Raw genomic sequence first — 19462 nt, 5'->3', positions numbered from 1 at the left:
TTTTGAGCCTGTCCGGTGGTCGAGGACGCGGCGCGTGAGGTCGCGGCGCCAGGCCCCTACCTCAGCCCCACCGCGGCCCCGTGTGCCTGGAGTGCCGACACCGCCGCCGTGATCGCGGGCCGCCGGGCCGCCTCCGTGCGCCACAGCGCGTACAGCCGGCGCACCGGTACGGGATCGAGCGGCACCGCCACGACCCCCGCCGGCAGCGGCCCTCGTCCCAGTCGCGGGATCATCGCGACTCCGAGACCGGCGGCGAGCAGGGCCAGTTGGGTGTGGTTCTCCACCGCCTGGTGCCGGATGTCGGGCTCGTGACCCGCCGCGCGCAGCGTTCGTACGAGCCAGTCGTGGCAGACCATCCCCGGCGGCTGGCAGATCCACCGCTCCTTCGCCAGCTCCTCGCGCCGCACCCCGTCCCGCCCGGCGAGCCGATGGCCTTCGGGCACCAGCAGATCGCACAGGTCGTCACCGATCACCGCCTGCGCCACCCCCTCCGGGGCGGGCAACGGGGCTATGTCCCAGTCGTGCGCGACCGCCAGATCGATCACGCCCTTGGCCACCAGGTCGACCGAGAGGTGCGGATCGACCTCGGTCAACCGGACGTCCAGGGCGGGATGGTCCCGGTCCAGCTCGGCCAGCACGCCGGGCAGCAGCCCGCGCGCCGCGGACGCGAACGCGCCGATCGACAGCCGCCCCGTGGGCAGCCCCCTGCGCTCCTCCAGTGACGTCTCCGCGCGCTCCACGATCGCCAGCAACTGCTGGGCCGTCTCGGCCAGATGAAGCGCCTCCTCGGTCAGTGCGACACCGCGCCCGCGACGTTCGAGGAGGGTTGTACGGGTCTCCCGCTCCAGCTTGGTGATCTGCTGCGAGACCGCCGACGGGGTGTAACCGAGCGCGCCGGCGGCGCCCGCGACGGAGCCATGGACGGAGATGGCGTGCAGTGCGCGCAGCCGGGACAGATCGAGCACCAAAACCTCCTGGTTGTAGGGCGATTCGTTAGCAACGCTCAATTTCACCATGAAGAAATCCGCGCTGGTGCTACATGGTCGATGCGGGCGATCCTCGGTGCATGCGTCCCCTCCACATCGCCCTGGCCGCCCTGGTTGCCGCCGTCTGGGGTGTCAATTTCGTCGTCATCGAGGTCGGCCTCGGGCACTTCCCGCCGCTGCTCTTCTCCGCCCTGCGCTTCCTGGTCGCCGCGCTGCCCGCGGTCTTCTTCGTCGGCCGGCCCACGGTCGCGTGGAAGTGGATCGTGGGTGTCGGGCTCGTCCTCGGAGTGGCGAAGTTCGGGCTGCTCTTCATCGGCATGGACCGCGGAATGCCAGCCGGTCTCTCCTCCCTCGTGCTCCAGGTCCAGGCGGTCTTCACGGCCCTCTTCGCGGCGCTGGCGCTTGGTGAACGGCCGGGCCGAACAAGGGTGTTGGGGATGGGAGTGGCCCTCGCGGGCATCGGGGTGGCCGCGGTCGACGAGGGCGCGAGCGGTCCCGTACTCGCCTTCGTCCTGGTGATCGCGGCGGCGGCCTGCTGGGGCGTGTCCAACGTACTGACCCGCAAGGCCGCCCCGCCCGACTCGCTCAACTTCATGGTCTGGGTCTCGACCGTGCCCGTGCTCCCGCTGCTCGGTCTCTCCCTCCTCTTCGAGGGCTGGGACCGCGACGCCGACGCGCTGGCCGCGCTCGACTGGAGCGGCGTCGGGATCATCGTCTACGTCGCCTGGATCACCACCGTCTTCGGCTTCGGCGCCTGGGGCTTCCTGCTGCGCCACCACCCGGCCTCGTCGGTGGCTCCGTTCACCCTGCTCGTCCCGGTCTTCGGGATGTCGTCGGCCGCGCTGCTGCTGGGCGAGTCGGTGAGCCCGCTGCGGTGGTGCGCGGCGGCGCTGCTGGTCGGCGGGGTGGCCCTCACCTCGCTGGCGGGGGCGCGGCGGCCGCGCACCCCGGCACCGGACGCCCCGCAGCCGGGGGCGGAGCCGGAGGTGGCGCGGGCCGCCTGATCGAGCCGTGCCGCGCACGGCTCGGACACTTTGTGCCGCCTACTCCTTGGGCGAGCCCAGGCGTAGTAGGCGGTCCCGCCCGGCGGCCAGCATTTCCGGCAGCTCCGCCGCCCCCGGGTGCCAGCGCTTCTCGTACTCCCAGCAGACCCAGCTGTCCGGGTCCAGCGTGTCCAGACAGGCCCCCAGCGGCAGCACCCCGGCCCCCAGTGCCAACGGCTCGGTGTCCTTGGCCGACGCGATGTCCTTCACCTGTACGTATCCCAGGTGCGGGGCCAGCACCGCATGGCTCGCGGCCGGCTCCTCGCCCGCCAGCCAGGTGTGCATGATGTCCCACAGCGCGCCGACCTGCTCGTGCCCGACCGTCCCGACGATCCGGGCCACATCGACGCCGGCCCGGTGCGAGTCATGGGTTTCCAGCAGGATGCGTACGCCCTTGTCGGCGGCGTGCGGGGCGGCGGCGGCCAGCCGCCGGGCGGCGGTCGCGTCGGCCGCGGCGGGGTCCTGGCCGCCGCCGCCCGGGAAGACCCGGACGTTCCGCGCGCCCAGGTCGTGCGCCAGGTCCACCAGTTCGGCCAGCTCCTCCAGCATGGGCGCGTCGTCGCCCTCGGCGGCGGCCCGGACATACCCGGCGACAGTCAGGATCTCGACGCCGCTCTTCTGGAACTCCTCGACGACGGCGGCCCGTTCGGGCGCCGAGAGGCCCGGGTGCACCGGCTCCTCGGGGTGGGCGCGCAGCTCCACCCCCTGATAGCCGTGCCCGGCGGCGAGCCGGACGACATCGGCGACCGGCATCCCCGGGACTCCGAGGGTCGAGAAAGCGAGCTTCACGTGCGTGGTCCTTCCGTCGTCGTCCGGCCGCCCTTCCGGCCCGGCCTCAGCAGGGCTCCCGGAAGCACCTGTTCCAGACTATCCAGCAGCCTCAGCGCATCCGCCCGCTGCCGGGGCCCCAGCCGCTCGCCCGACACCGGCGCACCGGCGTCGGCCGGGGCGTACGCCACCACCCGCAACGCCGCGGCGGCCTGCCGGGCGACCGACGGGAACACCGCGGGCCGGCCCCGAACCGCCGCACCCGGCCCCGCGTCAGTCCCGTTCGGCCGCGCACTCGGCGGAGAACTCGCAGAGTGCCGCGCGATCCGCCCGCCCCGTCTTGTTCAGCAGACTCGCCATGTGCTTCTCCACCGTGCGCGGCGATATGGACAGCTGCCGGGCGATCTGCTGGTTGCCCGGCCGCTCCGCCAGCAGCACGAAGACCTCGTACTCGCGCGGCGTCACCCCGCTCGTCCGCAGCAGGGCCGGGATACGGTCCCAGCCGCCCCGGTGCTGCCCGACGCTGGCCCCCGCCTGCCTCAGCGCCGCCCGGCACGCGGCGGCGACCGGCTGGATGCCCGCCCCGTAGAAGTACTCCTCCGACGCCCGCAGCCAGCTCACCGGCTCGCCCCACTTCTCGGTGAGTGCCGCGCCGGCGACCAGCCGCAGCCCCAGATGGCGGGCGAGCGGAAAGGCGGCGGCGTCGGTGACGGCTGCCCGGACCGACCGTACGGCCCGGTCCGCATCGCCCGCACGGCCGTGCAGGACGCCCTCGGCCAGTCGCAGGAACAGCTGGTTCCAGGCCAGGTCCGCGCCGGGGCTCCCCAGTATCGCGTCGAGCTCCGCCCGGCCGCCCCGGCCGTCGAGTATCCGCAACAGCGGACGCAGACCGTAACGCCCGCTCAGATAGAAGAAACTGGGGTGCTCGCGCTCCCAGGCCAGCGAGGCGTCCAGGTCGGCCAGCGCGCCCTCGCGGTCCTCCTCCAGCAGCGCCGCGAAGGCACGGCAGAGCCCCAGTTGCAGCGGGACGAGCAAGGACTCCTCGCCGCCCGCCCGGCGGAACCGGACCATCGCCCGGTCCAGGTCCCGTCTTCGGCCCCGGTGCGCGGCGAGCGTCGCCGAGGCCAGCAGCAGATAGCGGTGCGCCCCCAGATTGCGGACCCGCGCGCTGGCGGCCACCGACCGCTCGATGATCTCGTGCGCCCTGTCCCACTCGCCCCGCATCACCGCGTTCATGGCGAGCAGCCCGTCCACGGTCTGCGTCGGCACCAGCGCGCCCAGCGACTGGGCGGCGGTCCGGGCCGTCTCCAGCCGGGCCGGGTCACCGGTGCGCATGAACGTGTTGGCGCCGAGCCGGACCAGCGCCTCCACCCGCCACACCGGCAGGGCGTGCTGCTCGGAGACCGCGAGCATCCGCTCCAGGCACGCGTCGGCCTCGTCGAAGCCGCGCTCCCGGGAGAGCAGCGCCAACAACTGCCAGGCCTGGCAGGCGACCACGGGAAGGTTCCGCTCCTCCGCGACGGCGGCGGCCCGGCGAGCGGCGTCCTGCGCGCACTCCTGCTGCCCGTGGCCCGCGTGACCGGGCAGCAGGGCCAGATGACCGTCCACCAAGTCGAGCGCCGCCTCCAGCTCGGGGCGGATGGCCGTACCGAGCATGCTCCGCGCGGTCCGGATCTGCCCGGCCGCCTCGTCCACACGCTCCGCCATCACGGCCGCCCAGGCGATCCGGATGTGGGTCTCGCCGCGCTGATCCGAGGCGTCGGAGCGTGGCGGCACCGGGGGAAGCTCCGCGGTCAGCGCCAGGGCCGTGTCGAGCTCACCGGCCTCGGCATGGGAGATGGCGAGCGACTCCGTGATGCTCCGCAGATCGCTCTCGTGGGCGAGCGAGCGGGCCCGTTCCAGCAGGATGACGGCGGAACCGGACGCTCCCGCGGCCAGTATCCGGCGGCCGACGTCGGCGAACTGGCGGGCGGCGCCGTGCCGGTCGCCCCCGGCCAGTTGCAACGTGGCCATCAACTGCCGCTGCTCGTCACCGAGTTCACGCTCAGTTGCAGCCAAGGACAGGGCCGCGCGGCGGGCCGTCGCGGCCCGCTCCGCCGGTGCCAGCGAGGCCACCAGGGCCTCGGCGGTCAGCGCGTGCCGGAAGGTGTAGCGGTCGGGGTCCGCCCCGTCGGGGGCGATGATGTTCGCCTCCACGGCGGAGCGCAGATGGCTGAAGAGCGTACGGTCGTCGAACCCGGTGACGGTCTGGAGCACGGTGACCGAGAACCGGCTGCCCATCGTGGCCGCGCACAGGAGCAGCTCGCGCACCGGTTCGTCGAACCGGTCCAGCCGCCGCGACCAACTGCGCACCACCCCGGTCGGCACCGACGCGTCCGGGTTGGCGTGCTCCTCCCACCGGTCGCCGGCCCGGCGCAGCTGGCCGGAGTCGAGCAGATCGGCGAGCAGCACCTCGACCAGGTACGGATTGCCGCCCGCCCGGCCGACCAGCCGGTCGTGGGTGGCCTGCGGCACCTCGTCCGGGGCGGCCTCCAGACATGAGGCGGTCATCTCCCGCACGTCCGCGTCACCGAGCGGTGCCAGCTCGCGCACGGTGGCGACCTGCCGCTGTTCCGCCGAGCGCACCAGGTCGAGTGCGGCGCCGGGCTCCGGACGCAACGTCCCCAGCAGCAGTACCGGCAGGTCCGCCACGTTGTCGATGACATACTCCACCACCGCGATCGTCTCGGTGTCGGAGTCGTGCAGGTCCTCCAGCAGGATCACGCAGCCGTGCTCCTGGCCGAGCACCGACAGCAGCCGCAGCAGTGCCTCGGCCAGCTCGACCACCGTCTCCGGATAGCCGGGGGAGGAACCCCGGCGCCACTCCGGCACCAGCCGGGCCAGCGCCGGACGGTACGGGTCCAGCTCCGGGTCGGTCGGCGTCCCGGCCGCCCGGAACCGCGAGGACAGCGCCTCGATCAGCGGGCGGAACGGCACCACGAGCCCGGTCGACGTGGCTCTGCCGCGCAGCACCGGCATGCCCCGCTCGTACGCCCGGTAGGCGCACTCACCGGCCAGCCGGGATTTGCCGATGCCCGCGTCCCCGACGAAGAAGACCGCACGCCCTGAACGCCGCGCCGCGGTGTCCAGGGCGTTGCTCAACAGGCCGGTCTCAGTGACACGCCCGACAATTACCGACGAAGTGGCACGCATGGACGCAGGCTACCCGAACCACTACCCACCGGTCAGCGCAACAAATCGCTTGAATTGAAAAGGAATTGACTCAGACCCAGGTCATGGTGGTCCACGGCAGGTCCGAGGTGGGGTCGGTGTTGCTGTCCGTGGCGCCGAGGATTCTGCTGCGCAATCCGAGTCTGCCGCCCGCACCCAGGGCGATCCCGCCGACGGGGTGCTCGTCGGCTGCGTTGTCGAACTCGTTGGCGCAGAAGGAGGAAGCTTCGGTGGTCTGCATGGTCTGCCTCTTCTCGTGGGAGGTTGTCATTGCGTGAGCGGTGCGATGGGACGTGTACGACGCGGTGGTGCCTGAGCGGTACGGGGTGAGGTGCGGGTGGTGCGTGAGCGGTGCGGGCGTACGGGGTGAGGCGCGGGTGGTGCGTGCGAGGCGCGCAGGCGTAGGGGCGGGCGGTGATGGGTGAGCGGCGTGTGGGCGCCGGCTCCCGCTTTTGCCCTCGTTCCCGTTCCCGTTCCCGCCCTCTCCCCGTCCCGCGACCGCTCAGCCGGGCGCGACCGGCACGGTGGGTCCGGCGAGCAGCAGCACCGACGGCACCCGGTCGGGGAATCCGGCCCGCAGCAGCCCGTGCCCGATCCCCGCGAGCCCGGTCAGCAGCCCCGGATGCGGCACCTGGCCGGGTGTTCCGCAGCGCGGCTTCGCCCGGTCGGACGCCGCGAGCAGCGCCCCGGCCCGCTCCACCCAGCGGGTGCGGGCACTCGACGGTTCGCCGCGGCGCAGCAGTTCGAGGACGCCGAGTTCGCCGTGGCACAGGCTGTCGTCCCGCGGCGGTTCGGCCCGTGCGATGTCCGCCGCCACCTCGCGCGCCCAGGCGGCCAGCAGTGGGTCGGCCTGCGCCGCCGGGCTGTCCAGCACGGCCAGCGCCACGCCCGTCCGGCCCCGGCACCAGGAGATGTCGCGGTCCACGGCGCCGGTCGCGGCCCGCAGTGCGGCGAGCCCCGAGGCACGGTACGGCTCGCCGCCGCCCGCCTCGGCGAAGCGCAGCAGCGCCCAGCCGATCCCGGCGGACCCGTCGGCGAATCCCGGTGTGTCCGGCAGCGGTGCCGCGCGCAGCAGCCCGGCGCAGCGTTCCGCCGCACGCCACACGTCGGCCCGTCCGGTGGTCCGGTACCCGGCGAGCAGACCCGCCAGCCCGCCGGCCGTACCCCCGCGCACTCCGTACTCGCTCTCGGCGACGGCTGCCGCACCGGTCAACCGCAGTGCGGGCAGCACCAGTTCACCGAGGCGCGGGTCGTCCAGCGTGTCCGCGACCTGGGCCAGTGCGTACGCGATCCCGCCGAGCCCGGCGAACGCACCCGAGCCCACCGGGCCCAGATCGTCCGGGCGTGAGTGCAGCACGTCCAGCAGCCCGGCGAGGGGCGCCAGCGCGTCCCGGGCAGTCGTGGCGTACCGGTCCGCCCCGGTGAGCGCGGCGAGCTGGGCGAGGAAGAACGCTGTGCCGGTGTAGCCGCCCGCCAGGTCGGCGGCCATCGGTCCCAGCCGCCAGTAGTGCTCGTCGAGCAGCTCCAGGCCGATCCAGTTCAGCCGGGTGGGCCCGGAGTAGGCCTGGGACACCAGCTCGTCCCCGACCGACCGGGCCGCCGCGAGCAGTTGCTCCGGCTCCGGTGCGGTCGCGGCCGTACGGACCCGGCGCGGGCCGGGACGGGACTCGTGGGCGGGCTCGCGCGAGGTGGTCACCATCGCGGCGCGGATGATCCGTTCCTGGTCCTGGCGGTCCACCGTGTCCATGGCCGCCAGCTTCGCCCGGGCCAGGGACAGCCCCGTCCGAGTGAGCGTGCCGGGCAGCAGCCGGCCGGTCCCGCTCCACAGGTCGGTGCGTTCGGGCAGGGCGGTGAACAGGGGCACGTCGCCCGACCAGAGCTGGGCGATCTCCTCGTCCAGGAGGCCGGGCAGCGCGGCGGCTCCCAGGGTGTCGGTGCCCAGCAGCGCGAGCACCTCGTGCCGTTCGGCGGCGTCCTTCATCAGGTCCGGGTGCGTGGACTCGTCCAGGAGCGATGCGTAGATCCAGGTGGGCCGCGCCACCACCCGCACCTCGTCGTGCGCGAACCGGTCCAACAGCCCGCCGGTGCGGATGAGTTCGGCGCGGGCCTCCTTGATCGCGGTGTATCCGGCGCGGAATCCGGCGCACAGTGCGCGGGTGAAGGCGGACGGGTCGGCGGGCGTTTTGGTCAGCCGGGGCCGGTTCGCCGACCCGCCGAACCGGGCCGTCCGGCGCACCAGCCGCATCCGGTCGGTCCCCGCGTCGGCCCAGTCGACGCTGCGCACCGGGGAGTCGGCCGCCTGTCCACCGCCGATCCCGGACATGTCGAGCGCCGTCTCGTCCCCGACGAGCAGCTGCGGCAGCAGTCCCACCCGGTGCACCGAGTCGTGCAGGGCGCGGGCCGCCGGATCGTCCGAACCCGCGGTGGGCAGCGGCGGGTGGAACAGCGTCTCGACGTCGACGAGTACCGGGTACTCCCCGTCCGCGATCAGGTTCTCGTGGTGCAGGTCGGTGCCGTCCAGCGCATGCAGTAGGGCCAGTAGTGCGCCCTGGCGCCGGTAGAAGGTCTCGACCTGACGGGCCGAGCGGCAGGGCCGTTCCGCGACGAACTCCACCCAGCCGTACGGGCCCCGGTCCAGCAGGGCGAGCGTACGGAGTCCGGGAGTGCCGGGCAGCGCGTTGAACCACTGGACCAGTTCGTTGAAGTGCCCGTGGGCGGCGAGCGGGCGCGGCTTGTAGACCAGCCGGGCGCCGTCCTCGAACCGGAGCAGCATCACGGTCCGCCCGCCCCGGTGGCCGTCCCCGGCACCGGGCTCGACCCCCACCAGCCGGCCGTCCCAGGCCTCTTCACCCCGGGACGCGTGGACGCCCGGCAGCACCGGCCGGTCCGCGGCGAACCGGACCAGCATCTCGGTCAGCGCGGCGGCGGCGTCGAGCGCGGTACGTGCCAGGATCCGGGCCAGTACGGGGTACGTGGTGCAGAGCGCGGTCAGTCCGGATCGGGCGCCGGTCAGCCGCAGGAAGTCGGTGAACCGGTCCTGGGGACCGTCCCCGGCCAGCCGCCCGTCCCGTCGCGCCATGTGCAGCTCCAGGACCAGGGTCCGGGCGGCGAGCCGCGCGAGCCGCCGGGACAGGTGGCGCTCGAAGTCGTCGTGTACGGCGTCCAGGTCGACGAACCGGCTCAGCCGCCGCGGCAGACCGTCCTGCATCCGCCGCGTCGCGCAGGCGGTGAACGGGGCGAGGACACCTTCGAATCCGCTCAGCCCCGGCAGGCCCTCCCGGTCGCCGATCACCGTCTGCTCGGGCGCGGCGGAAATCGCGTCCTGGACGAACACCGCCCAGTCCGGAGCACGTTCGGGCAGCGCGTCACCGGTCAGCGCCGGCCGCCACCAGGGACCGTCGGCCCAAAAGGCCCCGTCCGCCGCCGGCCGCTCGGCTTCCAGCAGGCCGACCGCATCGGCGGAGGAACCCGCTGCCGCGGCCGGACGTGACGCGGAAGGGGCGCCCAGCCGTTCGCCGCCGCCCGCATGAATCTCCGCCATCGCACCTCCTCGGTCCGGCGCCGGCACCACCGGTCCGCCACGCCCCATACTTCCGGCGACGCCTTCCGAGGACATGGGGGCAACGCCCCCATCTTTCTGCCCGTGGCCCGAACGGGAACCGGCACGGGCCCGCACGCCCCCGGTCGGAGGCCGGAGCCAGGGCCCGAAGCGGCCACACCCGGACGTACCCGCGAGCGGAGCGCGCCGGACCCACCCGGGCGCCCTGCGGACACGGCCTACTGCCCCCGCGGCGGCGCCGTCGACCCCCGCACCATCAGCTCAGCCGCGATCGTCGCGATGCCTCCCGGCGGCGGTGTCTCCTTGCCCATCGCCAGCCGGCCCGCCCGCGCGCCCGCCTCGAAGAGCGGCAGACGTACGGTCGTCAGCGCCGGAACCGCGTCCACCGAGAACGGCAGATCGTCGAAGCCCGCCACCGAGATGTCCTCGGGGATGCGAAGACCACGGTCCCGGATCGCCGCACTCGCGCCCAGTGCCACCGTGTCGTTGGCGGCGACGACGGCCGTCATCTCCGGTTCGCGGCACAGGAGTTCGAGGGTGGCGTCGTAGCCGGAACGGCGGTCGTAGGGGCCGTGGACCGTGAGGCGCTCCTCGTCGCCGACGAGGCCCGCCGCATTCATCGCGTCGCGGTGGCCCTCGAGGCGGTGGCGGGTCGTCGTCCGCTCCAGCGGGCCCGCGACGTAGCCGATCCGCCGGTGGCCGAGCGAGAGCAGATGCTCGGTGAGGCGACGCCCCCCGCCCCGGTTGTCGAAGGCCAGCGCCGCCACGATCGCCTCGCTGTCCGGCAGCGGGGGCCGGCCGCACAGCACCACCCGGGTGCCCGCGTCCGCGAGCTTCGCCAGCTTGGCGGACGTCGCCGCCTGGTGCGCCGGGTCCTCCACGGCGCCACCGGTCAGCACGACGGCCGCGGCGCGCTGGCGCTGGAGCAGGGTGAGATAGGTGAGTTCGCGCTCGGGGGAGCCGCCGGTGTTGCAGACGACGGCGAGCTTCTCGCCGCCCGCCCGGCCCGAACCGTCCCCGGGCCCGCCGATCTCGGTCTGCGCCGCCCCCGCCATGATCCCGAAGAACGGGTCGGCGATGTCGTTGACCAGGATGCCGATCAGGTCGGACGTGGCCGCCGCGAGTGAACTCGCGGGCCCGTTGAGCACATAGTCCAGGTCGTCCACCGCGCGCAGGACCCGTTCCCGGGTGGATGCGGCCACCGGGTAGTTGCCGTTCAGCACGCGGGAGACGGTGGCCGAGGACACCCGGGCGCGGGCCGCCACATCCGCCAGGGTGACTGTCATCGCTTTCCTCCGAGGAGTGACGAGGAGTGGGAGAGGAGTATGACCGACCGCGTGCCCCCTCTTGTCCGGGCCGCTGTCGGCAGGCTAGCGTCATCACCGATAGAAAGCGCTTGCTACGGATGTACGGAGGAACTTTCGTGACACGCAGGACAGTGCGCATCGCCATGAACGGCGTCACGGGTCGCATGGGATACCGGCAGCACCTGGTGCGCTCGATCCTCGCGATCCGCGAGCAGGGCGGCCTCGATCTCGGCGACGGCGACATGCTGTGGCCCGAGCCCGTTCTGGTCGGCCGCCGCGCCCACGCCCTGGAGGAGCTCGCCGCGCGGCACGGTCTGACCGAGTGGTCGACCGACCTCGACGCGGTCCTCGCGGACGACACCATCGACATCTACTTCGACGCCCAGGTCACCTCTGCCCGCGTCGAGGCGATCAAGAAGGCGATCGCCGCGGGCAAGCACATCTACACCGAGAAGCCCACCGCCACGGACGTCGAGGGCGCCCTGGAGCTGGCCCGACTGGCCCGCGACGCCGGGATCAAGCACGGCGTCGTCCAGGACAAGATCTTCCTGCCGGGTCTGCTGAAGCTGAAGCGCCTCATCGACGGCGGCTTCTTCGGCGAGATCCTCTCCGTACGCGGCGAGTTCGGCTACTGGGTCTTCGAGGGCGACTGGCAGGAGGCCCAGCGCCCGTCCTGGAACTACCGCGCCGAGGACGGCGGCGGCATCGTCGTCGACATGTTCCCGCACTGGGAGTACGTGCTCCACGAGCTGTTCGGCCGGGTCTCCACCGTCCAGGCGCACGTCCAGACGCACATCCCGCAGCGCTGGGACGAGCGAGGCAAGCCGTACGCCGCCACCGCCGACGACGCCGCGTACGGCATCTTCCAGCTGGAGGGCGGCGCCGTCGCGCAGATCAACTCCTCCTGGACGGTACGTGTCAACCGCGACGAGCTCGTCGAGTTCCAGGTCGACGGAACCCACGGCTCCGCCGTCGCCGGACTCCGTAACTGCCGTGTCCAGCACCGCTCGGCCACCCCCAAGCCGGTCTGGAACCCCGACCTCCCGGTCACCGAGTCGTTCCGCGACCAGTGGCAGGAAGTCCCCGACAATGCCGTCTTCGACAACGGCTTCAAGGCCCAGTGGGAGCTCTTCCTGCGCCACATCGTGCTCGACGAGCCGTACACCTGGGACCTGATGGCCGGTGCCCGTGGCGTGCAGCTCGCCGAGCTGGGCCTGAAGTCCTCCGCCGAGGGCCGCCGCTTCGACGTACCGGAGCTGACGCTGTGACGGTCCACCTCGCGTACGGCGCATCGGAGCTGATCTGAGTGACCATCCACCTCCCGCAGGGCCCGTACGAACCCCGCACCACCCCGCTCGACCTCGCGCCGGCCGGTACCCCGCTCGCTTCCCGTACGGTCTTCTCCGCCGCCCATGTCGTCGCCGACCCGTACGCCGACATCAGCCCCGACGACCCCGCGGCCGTCGACTGGGACGCCACCCTGGCCTTCCGCCGCCACCTCTGGTCGCACGGCCTCGGCGTCGCCGAAGCCATGGACACCGCCCAGCGCGGCATGGGCCTGGACTGGGCGGGCGCGGCCGAACTGATCCGCCGCTCCGCCGCCGAGGCGAAGGCCGTCGACGGCAGCATCGCCTGCGGCGTGGGCACCGACCAGCTCCCCGCCAAACCCGCCTCGCTCGCGGAGGTGCGGGCCGCGTACGAGGAACAGCTCACCCTCGTCGAGGAGAGCGGCGCCCAGGCCATCCTGATGGCCTCCCGCGCGCTGGCCGCCGCGGCAAAGGGCCCCGAGGACTACCTGGAGACCTACGCGCACCTCCTGCGCCAGGCCTCGGAGCCGGTCGTCCTGCACTGGCTCGGCCCGATGTTCGACCCGGCGCTGGAGGGCTACTGGGGCTCCTCGGATCTCGACGCCGCCACCGACACCTTCCTGAAGGTCATCGCCGAGCACCCGGACAAGGTCGACGGCATCAAGATCTCGCTCCTGGACGCCGAACGCGAGATCGACGTCCGCCGCCGCCTCCCCGGCGGGGTCCGCTGCTACACCGGCGACGACTTCAACTACCCCGAGCTGATCGCGGGCGACGACCGGGGCTTCAGCCACGCCCTGCTCGGCATCTTCGACCCGCTGGGCCCGCTGGCCGCGCACGCGGTACGCGTCCTGGACACCGGTGACGTCCAGGGCTTCCGCGACCTCCTCGACCCCACGGTCGAGTTGTCCCGTCACCTCTTCCAGACGCCCACCCGCTTCTACAAGACGGGCGTGGTCCTCCTCGCCTGGCTGGCCGGCCACCAGGACCACTTCACCATGGTCGGCGGCCTCCAGTCCGCACGCTCGCTGCCGCATCTGGCAAAGGCGTACGAACTCGCGGACCGACTGGGCCTGTTCCCCGACCCGGAGCTGGCCGAGTCCCGGATGCGCGCCCTGCTCACGGTCAACGGAGGCACCCGATGAGCGACGGCCGTCTCTCCATCAACCAGGAGACCATCAAGCAGTGGTCGCTGCCCGAGCTGGCGGAGGGCTGCGTCAAGGCGGGCGTCGACAAGGTCGGCCTGTGGCGGGCCCCCGTCCAGGAGTACGGCATCGAGCGCACCGCCCGACTGCTCGCCGACTCCGGACTGACCGTCACCAGCCTCTGCCGTGGTGGCTTCTTCACCGCCCTCGACCCGGCGGAACGGGCCCGCGCCCTGGACGACAACCGTGCCGCACTCGACGAGGCGGCGGCCCTGTCCACCGACACCCTGGTCCTTGTCTCCGGCGGGCTCCCGGCGGGCAGCAAGGACCTGCACGGCGCCAGGGAACGCATCGCGGACGCCCTGGCCGAGTTGGCCCCGTACGCGGCCGAGCGCGGCGTACGTCTCGCGATCGAACCGCTGCACCCGATGTTCGCCTCGGACCGCTGCGTCGTCTCCACCCTGTCCCAGGCCCTGGACATCGCGGAACACTTCCCCGCCGACCAGGTCGGGGTGGTCGTCGACACGTACCACATCTGGTGGGACGACCAGGCGCCCGCCCAGATCGCGAGGGCCGGGGTGGGCGGCCGTATCCACTCCTTCCAGCTGGCGGACTGGATCACCCCGCTTCCGGCGGGCGTCCTGGTCGGCCGGGGCCAACTCGGCGACGGGGCTGTGGACTTCCGCGCGTTCCGTTCGATGGTCGAGGCCACCGGCTTCGACGGCCCCATCGAGGTGGAGATCTTCAACGAGGACCTCTGGGCCCGCGACGGCGCGGAAGTCCTGGCGGAGGTCGCGTCCCGGTACGCCGGACACGCCTGCTGAGAAGGCTTTTTGCCACCAGGGTAAAGAGATCGTCAAGGCGTGCAACCGTTCGGCACTCTGTCGAGTCGTATCTCTCGTCGGGCGCTTCCGGGGAGGGATCCGGGGGGAATCGGGAAGCCCTGACGGGGGGAAAGCGAGGGGGGTCCGGTCTTTTGACCGGGCCCCGTTTCGTGCTGTCGGGACCGTCTCGCGAAGTCCCGCCCCGCTTCTCGGCCGCCCCAAAGCATGGCGCTTTGGGGCGGCGCAGGGGCACGTCTTCTTGAGCGAGGACGGAGCGAGTCCGGTGACTCGATCACCGAAGAGTTCATTCCTCGGCCTTGCGCCGATTCCGCGTGGGCCTGTCGGCCTCGGCTTACCGGCGAACCACCAACATGGTGAACCCGTACGCGGCGAAGACCTGCTCAGCGGCGAGTGCGCCGTTCGGATGCCACTCTCCGAAAACTCCGACAGCGTGCCCCAGCTCGGCTTGAGGGGCGGGACGTCGGGGCGGCAAGGGCATGTGCAGGTCCATCGGCTCCCAGTCATGCCGGGTTAGGCTGTCGATATGAGTGACGTGTACGTCGTGGACTTCGCCTTGGACATCCGGGCCTCCGCACCGGGCGCCGTGCTCGCCGATCTGCGATGGCACCTCGGTATCGAGGACGGAGAGGATGCCCCGACCGGCACGTATCCCCTGCTGGCGGCGCGCGGGCCCGCTGCGCGCATCGGCGGCGTTCAGGTCGGTGAGTTGGCCGGGACGGCTGACGGCTGGTCCCTGACGGCACGCCAGGAGGTGCACGCCGAACTCATTCCGGAGCTTGACTCGCTGGTGGAGCGGCTCGCCTGGAACTCCGGCACCGAGGGGGTGATCGGGCAGATCCGCTTCTACGAGGAAGACGTCCCCGATCTCTTGCTCAGCAGGGCCGGAGAACTGGTGAAGATGTCCTTGGTTCCGGCGGCGGAAGAGCCTGGCCATAACGTCTCGTGATGTTCTGTGAACTCGGTCATCTTGACCTGGGATCAAGCTCCCGATGTGATCCGCCCAGCGCGTCTTCATTGATGGTCGGCGTTTCCGCCCGAGGTGATCGCCGCCGAGATCGTCCCGGACCTGCAGGCCGCGCTCAGCGAATTCGCCGCGATCGCCGAGGCGCTGGGCGGCGAGGTCCCGGCCGACGCGGAACAGGAATAGTCCCCCTCTCCCGCACCGGACGGAACCGTCATTCATGTACGTCTCCCGCGTGTACGTCGAGAACATCAAGTCGTTCCACTTTCCGCGCATTGTCGACCTGACACTGACTCGCCCGGACGGCTCGCACGCCGGCTGGACGGTTCTTGCAGGCCGTAACGGCGCGGGCAAGACGACCCTGTTGCGGGCGCTGGCTCTGGCGCTGAGCGGGCCGGTGCCGACCCGTGGCCTGGTCCAGAGCTTCGAGAACTGGATCACGCGCGGGGAGGACTTTGGCACTGCCAGTGCGGAGGTTGTCGCCGATACGACCTTCGACAAGTTCACGGCCCCCGGGCGCACCCAGAACAAATTCCAGATGGGACTGACATGGGTCGCCCCTGCCGAAGGCGTCGGGGGACGCAGGAGCGCTCAGCCAACGCTGACCGACATCAGGGACGCTCCGGGGCTCAGGAGTGCCAGCCCCGCCCACCGCGGACCGTGGGCAGACAACCCGGTGGGCTGGTTCTGCGCCGCGTACGGGCCGTTCCGACGGATGGCGGGAGGCTCGGGTGAGGTGCAGCGGCTGATGCTGGCCTCGGGGCCGGTGGCCCGGCAGGCGAGCCTATTCCACGAGGACGCCTCACTGGCCGAAGGGGTCGCCTGGCTGATCGAGCAGCATCTGCGTGCGCTCGAAGGCCGGGAGGGCGCTGCGGCTCTCAAGGAGGCGGCGCTCTCCATCCTGGGAGACGGGCTCCTCCCGGACGGATACCGCGTCGAGGAGGTGGACTCCGAGGGGCTGTGGGTCACACGCGACGGACACCGGTTCCCTTTGCGGGAGATGAGTGACGGATTCCGTACCGTGGCGGCGCTGGTGGTGGATCTGTTGAAGCAGATCCACGACGCCTTCGGCGACGAGGCGTTCGCTGCGAATGGAGACGGGCCGAGTCCCCTCCACGTACCGGGCGTCGTGATGATTGACGAGATCGACGCCCACCTCCACGTTTCCTGGCAGCGGCGCATCGGGCCGTGGCTGACCTCGCACTTTCCTCACATCCAGTTCATCGTTACGACCCACAGCCCCTACATTTGCCAGGCCGCCGACCCTGGTGGTCTGATCCGCCTGCCGGGCGTGGACGAGTGTGCCGTGCCTGAGGTCGTTTCCGAGGACTTGCATGAGCGTGTGGTCTACGGCAGTGGTGACGACGCGGTCCTCTCCGACCTCTTCGGGCTGGACACCCCGTACTCCGAGCAGGCGGAGCGGAAGCGCGGCGAACTGGTGGCCCTGGAGATGGACATCCTGCGCGGGCGCGCGGACGACGACGCACTCGACCGGCACCGCGAACTCAAGCGCCTGCTCACCAGCTCTCCCACAGCCCGCCTTGACGAGATGTCCGCCCGTCTCAAGGACCTCGCCGACGACGAGGGTGAGGGGCAGGAGTGATCCGTCTTCAGCGTCTCGGCCTGTCGCCGGACACGGTCACTCGCATGGACGCGCACACCGATGACATCCGGGAGGCCGAGAGGCCGACTGACAAGGCCCGCTATCTCTGGAATCACACCACCGTGCGCCGACACGTCCACCCGGCCCTCATATCCGTACTGGTACAGATGGCGCCCGGACATGAGCGCTGCATGTACTGCGGCGACAACCAGGGCACGGACATCGACCACTTCGAGCCGCTCACCCTGGCTCCGTTACGCACGTTCGCGTGGCCGAACCACCTGCTGGCCTGTTCTCTCTGCAACAGCCATTACAAGCGGCACATCTTTCCGCGCGATGAGGGCGGGCGCCCGCTGCTTCTGGATCCGACGATCGAGGACCCGCTGGAGCACCTTCACTTGATCCTGGGCGTGGGGCGGTACGAGGCGCTGAGTCCTCAAGGAACCGCCAGCATCGATGTGTTCGGGCTCAACCGTGGCTCACTGCTCAAGGGGCGTCTTGATGCATACCGGACTGCGGGCCTTTTTCTCACCCAGTGGCGGAATGCCACGCACAAGAGGCAGTACAACAAGGCGCGGGACGTGGTCCGCATCGCCTGGGACCGCCCGTTGGCGGATGTACTGGCCGCGATGTTCCACCAGTCCGCCCTCCCTGTCGCCGAGAGCCTTTTCGACGGCGAGGACGATGTGTTGGAGTTGCTATGCGATCCGTCCGTGCGTGAAGGGTTTCTCGGGGGAGCGTGACAATGCCTCGCACCCGTTCGCCCAGGTCGATCGGTTGCGAGGCACGGAGCGCGTCAGACCGCGATGTGGTCGCCCTTGACCGCCGTGACGAACGACGACCAGCCGTCGGCGGAGAAGACGAGCGCGGGGCCGCTCGGTGTCTTGCTGTCGCGGACGGGGACCTCGGCGTAGCCGTCGGCGACCTCAAGGCACTCGCCCTGACCGCCACCGCTGTAGCTGGACTTGAACCATCCGGTGAGTGTGGACGAGTCGGAGACGCTGTGCTTACCGCTGACCATGTTCATGTTCCTCCGCTGCTGCCCGCACAAGGGCCACTGATTCCTGGTGCGACATCGCATCGCTCAAGGCAAGATCGTAGGCCGTCCTGCTGGCCTTCACCAGAGCCGGATCGTCCATCAGATGCCCTGTCAAGAAGCCCTCGACATAAGCCACAGGTCCGGCGTCCTCGAAGCCCATCAGCGACAGCAGGCTCTCCTGAAGCGAGTGCGCCCCCACACCGAACGGCAGCACATGCAGCCGCAGTCGCCCGGCCTCGGCCATGTCCGCGATCTTGCGCAGCTGTTCCGCCATGACCTGCGGCCCACCGACCTGACGCCTGAGCACGGCCTCGTCCAGCATGGTCCACAGGACAGGGTTCAACGGGCCGTCGAGGATGTGGGCACGCTCGGTCCGGATGACGACGTCTCTGTCAAGGTCCTCCTGCCGGTGGTTCGGCCGGTACGCGCGGAAGAGCGCACGCGCGTAGCCGTCCGTCTGGAGCAGGCCGGGCACCAGAGAGAGCGCGAACTGCTGGATCAGTGTGGCCTGCCGCTCCAACTCCGCCATCACGGCGAAGTGATCGGCATACTTCGTCTCCAGGTCCTCCAGCCACCGGGCGAAGAATCCGTCCGTCTGGAGTGCGCGGTCGACCCGCTGTGCGTCATCAGGGTTCGGCAGCCGCCGCCCCGCCTCGTAATGACTGATCAGCGTCGGCGAGCACACCACCTGATCGCCCAGTGCCTCCTGGGTCAGCCCCGCCGCCGTCCGCCGTAGCCTCAGCTCCTCCCCGTACTTCTCCCTCGGCGTACGCGGCTTCCGGTTCATCGCCATGCAGCCCCAACTCCCTTGTCTGACCGGCGGGCTGTCAAGCCCGAACCTCTGGAGCGTAGCCACGCGCGACCCCACTCTGTGATGAGTTCGCCACAGAACGCATCCGTTCGTGGGGGTAGCAGAGGGAGAGCGCGCCGACATGAGACATCTGGTCCACCGACTCGCCGAGCCGCTGATGCGGTTGGTACGGCTTAGGCTCCGGCCTGGGATGCGGGGCCGGCCTACCTCGCTTCCCGTACACGTCTATCCGTACTCCTGCGCGTACGTGGCCGGTCCCACGGTTCACCGCACCGGGGAGCGCCCGCCGCGTGGGGAGGACAGTCCGCTGGTCCGCCCGTACATCGAGGCGCACGAGCGATGGGTGACCGAGGTGCGGCGGCGACGCGTTCGGCAGGGCGAGCTGCGGATCGCCGTGCACGGGGTGGACATCGACCCCCGGCTCCTGCGACGAGTGGGGGCAGTGGCATGAGCGTGGAGGAGCGTGAGCCCGGACACTTCCGGCTTCTGCCATGGACGGGGGAGCAGGGCAAGCCCTGCTACGTCCTGACGGACGGGTCAGGCCATGTGTCGCGGGTCGCGGACACCATCGAGGTCGTGCAGCTCGGCATGGCGGAGGACCTGCTCGGCCACGCCGCCGCACTCCTGGCGGACCGCACGACCGGGAACGTCGAACTCCATTCCCTCGCCAGTCGGCTGACCGAGTCCCTGCGGGATGTGAAACGGATCGCCGACAGCCGGGCCATGCGACTGGGCGACAGGGGTGGAGAGCACCCTTAGACCGACCGGCAAATGGGGGGCAGCGTCGCGGGGCTGGGCACGCGCATCTGCCGCGTTGTCGTCAATCACCAACGCTCCGCGTTGGCTCAATCCTCCGCCTTGCAGCTGCACGCGCCCAG

18 protein-coding genes are annotated in these 19462 nt (G+C 71.4%); 9 read left to right on the top strand and 9 right to left on the bottom strand.

Going from position 1 to position 19462, the window contains the following annotated elements; translation table 11 throughout:
• Positions 1-56: 56 nt before the first annotated feature.
• Positions 57-965, bottom strand: coding sequence for a LysR family transcriptional regulator (locus ABTZ94_RS04350; protein WP_351197350.1), 909 nt, complete (start codon positions 963-965; stop codon positions 57-59).
• Between the two features lie 101 nt (positions 966-1066).
• On the opposite strand from ABTZ94_RS04350, the gene ABTZ94_RS04345 reads away from it, so the two are divergent.
• Complete coding sequence (locus ABTZ94_RS04345; RefSeq protein WP_351197348.1) at positions 1067-1990, top strand: EamA family transporter; 924 nt, start codon at positions 1067-1069, stop codon at positions 1988-1990.
• 39 nt (positions 1991-2029) lie between these two features.
• Here the strand turns inward: ABTZ94_RS04345 and ABTZ94_RS04340 are convergent, their stop codons facing one another.
• The 6 genes from ABTZ94_RS04340 to ABTZ94_RS04315 form a co-directional block, all read right to left on the bottom strand.
• Entirely contained in the window at positions 2030-2818 is a 789-nt protein-coding gene (locus ABTZ94_RS04340; RefSeq protein ID WP_351197346.1) for a sugar phosphate isomerase/epimerase family protein, read from the bottom strand.
• On the bottom strand, positions 2815-3033 hold the full coding sequence (locus tag ABTZ94_RS04335; protein WP_351197344.1) for a hypothetical protein: 219 nt from the start codon (positions 3031-3033) through the stop codon (positions 2815-2817). The genes ABTZ94_RS04340 and ABTZ94_RS04335 overlap by 4 nt, the downstream gene beginning before the upstream one ends.
• 37 nt (positions 3034-3070) lie before the next feature.
• Positions 3071-5989, bottom strand: coding sequence for an ATP-binding protein (locus tag ABTZ94_RS04330; protein ID WP_351197342.1), 2919 nt, complete (start codon positions 5987-5989; stop codon positions 3071-3073).
• Between the two features lie 70 nt (positions 5990-6059).
• The gene (locus ABTZ94_RS04325; protein WP_351197340.1) at positions 6060-6248 is read right to left on the bottom strand and encodes a hypothetical protein; all 189 of its coding nucleotides are present in this window, start codon (positions 6246-6248) and stop codon (positions 6060-6062) included.
• 261 nt (positions 6249-6509) lie between these two features.
• The gene (locus ABTZ94_RS04320; RefSeq protein ID WP_351197338.1) at positions 6510-9548 is read right to left on the bottom strand and encodes a type 2 lanthipeptide synthetase LanM family protein; all 3039 of its coding nucleotides are present in this window, start codon (positions 9546-9548) and stop codon (positions 6510-6512) included.
• A 236-nt stretch (positions 9549-9784) separates the two neighbouring features.
• On the bottom strand, positions 9785-10852 hold the full coding sequence (locus tag ABTZ94_RS04315) for a LacI family DNA-binding transcriptional regulator (RefSeq protein WP_351197336.1): 1068 nt from the start codon (positions 10850-10852) through the stop codon (positions 9785-9787).
• 137 nt (positions 10853-10989) lie between these two features.
• Between ABTZ94_RS04315 and ABTZ94_RS04310 the strand changes: the two genes are divergently transcribed.
• The 6 genes from ABTZ94_RS04310 (at position 10990) to ABTZ94_RS04285 (ending at position 17477) form a co-directional block, all read left to right on the top strand.
• Positions 10990-12141 carry a Gfo/Idh/MocA family protein gene (locus tag ABTZ94_RS04310; RefSeq protein WP_351197334.1) on the top strand — a complete coding sequence of 384 codons (1152 nt, stop codon included), beginning with the start codon at positions 10990-10992 and terminating at the stop codon, positions 12139-12141.
• Positions 12142-12179: 38 nt separating this feature from the next.
• Entirely contained in the window at positions 12180-13325 is a 1146-nt protein-coding gene (locus tag ABTZ94_RS04305) for a dihydrodipicolinate synthase family protein (RefSeq protein ID WP_351197332.1), read from the top strand.
• The gene (locus ABTZ94_RS04300) at positions 13322-14149 is read left to right on the top strand and encodes a sugar phosphate isomerase/epimerase family protein (RefSeq protein ID WP_351197330.1); all 828 of its coding nucleotides are present in this window, start codon (positions 13322-13324) and stop codon (positions 14147-14149) included. The genes ABTZ94_RS04305 and ABTZ94_RS04300 overlap by 4 nt, the downstream gene beginning before the upstream one ends.
• A gap of 544 nt (positions 14150-14693) precedes the next feature.
• A complete protein-coding gene (locus ABTZ94_RS04295) occupies positions 14694-15116 on the top strand; it encodes a hypothetical protein (RefSeq protein WP_351197328.1) in 423 nt (140 codons plus the stop codon).
• Positions 15117-15351: 235 nt separating this feature from the next.
• Entirely contained in the window at positions 15352-16734 is a 1383-nt protein-coding gene (locus ABTZ94_RS04290; protein WP_351197326.1) for an AAA family ATPase, read from the top strand.
• A 44-nt stretch (positions 16735-16778) separates the two neighbouring features.
• On the top strand, positions 16779-17477 hold the full coding sequence (locus ABTZ94_RS04285; RefSeq protein ID WP_351197324.1) for an HNH endonuclease: 699 nt from the start codon (positions 16779-16781) through the stop codon (positions 17475-17477).
• 53 nt (positions 17478-17530) lie between these two features.
• On the opposite strand, the gene ABTZ94_RS04280 is transcribed toward ABTZ94_RS04285, so the two are convergent.
• Together ABTZ94_RS04280 and ABTZ94_RS04275 are read right to left on the bottom strand one after the other, a co-directional pair.
• Positions 17531-17755, bottom strand: coding sequence for a DUF397 domain-containing protein (locus ABTZ94_RS04280; protein WP_351197449.1), 225 nt, complete (start codon positions 17753-17755; stop codon positions 17531-17533).
• Positions 17742-18566: a helix-turn-helix domain-containing protein gene (locus ABTZ94_RS04275; protein WP_351197322.1), complete on the bottom strand. Its 825-nt coding sequence runs from the start codon at positions 18564-18566 to the stop codon at positions 17742-17744. The genes ABTZ94_RS04280 and ABTZ94_RS04275 overlap by 14 nt, the downstream gene beginning before the upstream one ends.
• 139 nt (positions 18567-18705) lie before the next feature.
• Between ABTZ94_RS04275 and ABTZ94_RS04270 the strand changes: the two genes are divergently transcribed.
• Both ABTZ94_RS04270 and ABTZ94_RS04265 read left to right on the top strand, forming a co-directional pair.
• A complete protein-coding gene (locus ABTZ94_RS04270; RefSeq protein WP_351197320.1) occupies positions 18706-19035 on the top strand; it encodes a hypothetical protein in 330 nt (109 codons plus the stop codon).
• A complete protein-coding gene (locus tag ABTZ94_RS04265) occupies positions 19032-19343 on the top strand; it encodes a hypothetical protein (RefSeq protein ID WP_351197318.1) in 312 nt (103 codons plus the stop codon). Before ABTZ94_RS04270 ends, ABTZ94_RS04265 begins: the two co-directional genes overlap by 4 nt.
• Positions 19344-19462: the final 119 nt, after the last annotated feature.

Source organism: Streptomyces sp. NPDC002785 (assembly GCF_040295565.1).
Lineage (GTDB): Bacteria > Actinomycetota > Actinomycetes > Streptomycetales > Streptomycetaceae > Streptomyces.
This window is presented reverse-complemented; position numbering and strand designations above follow the sequence as displayed.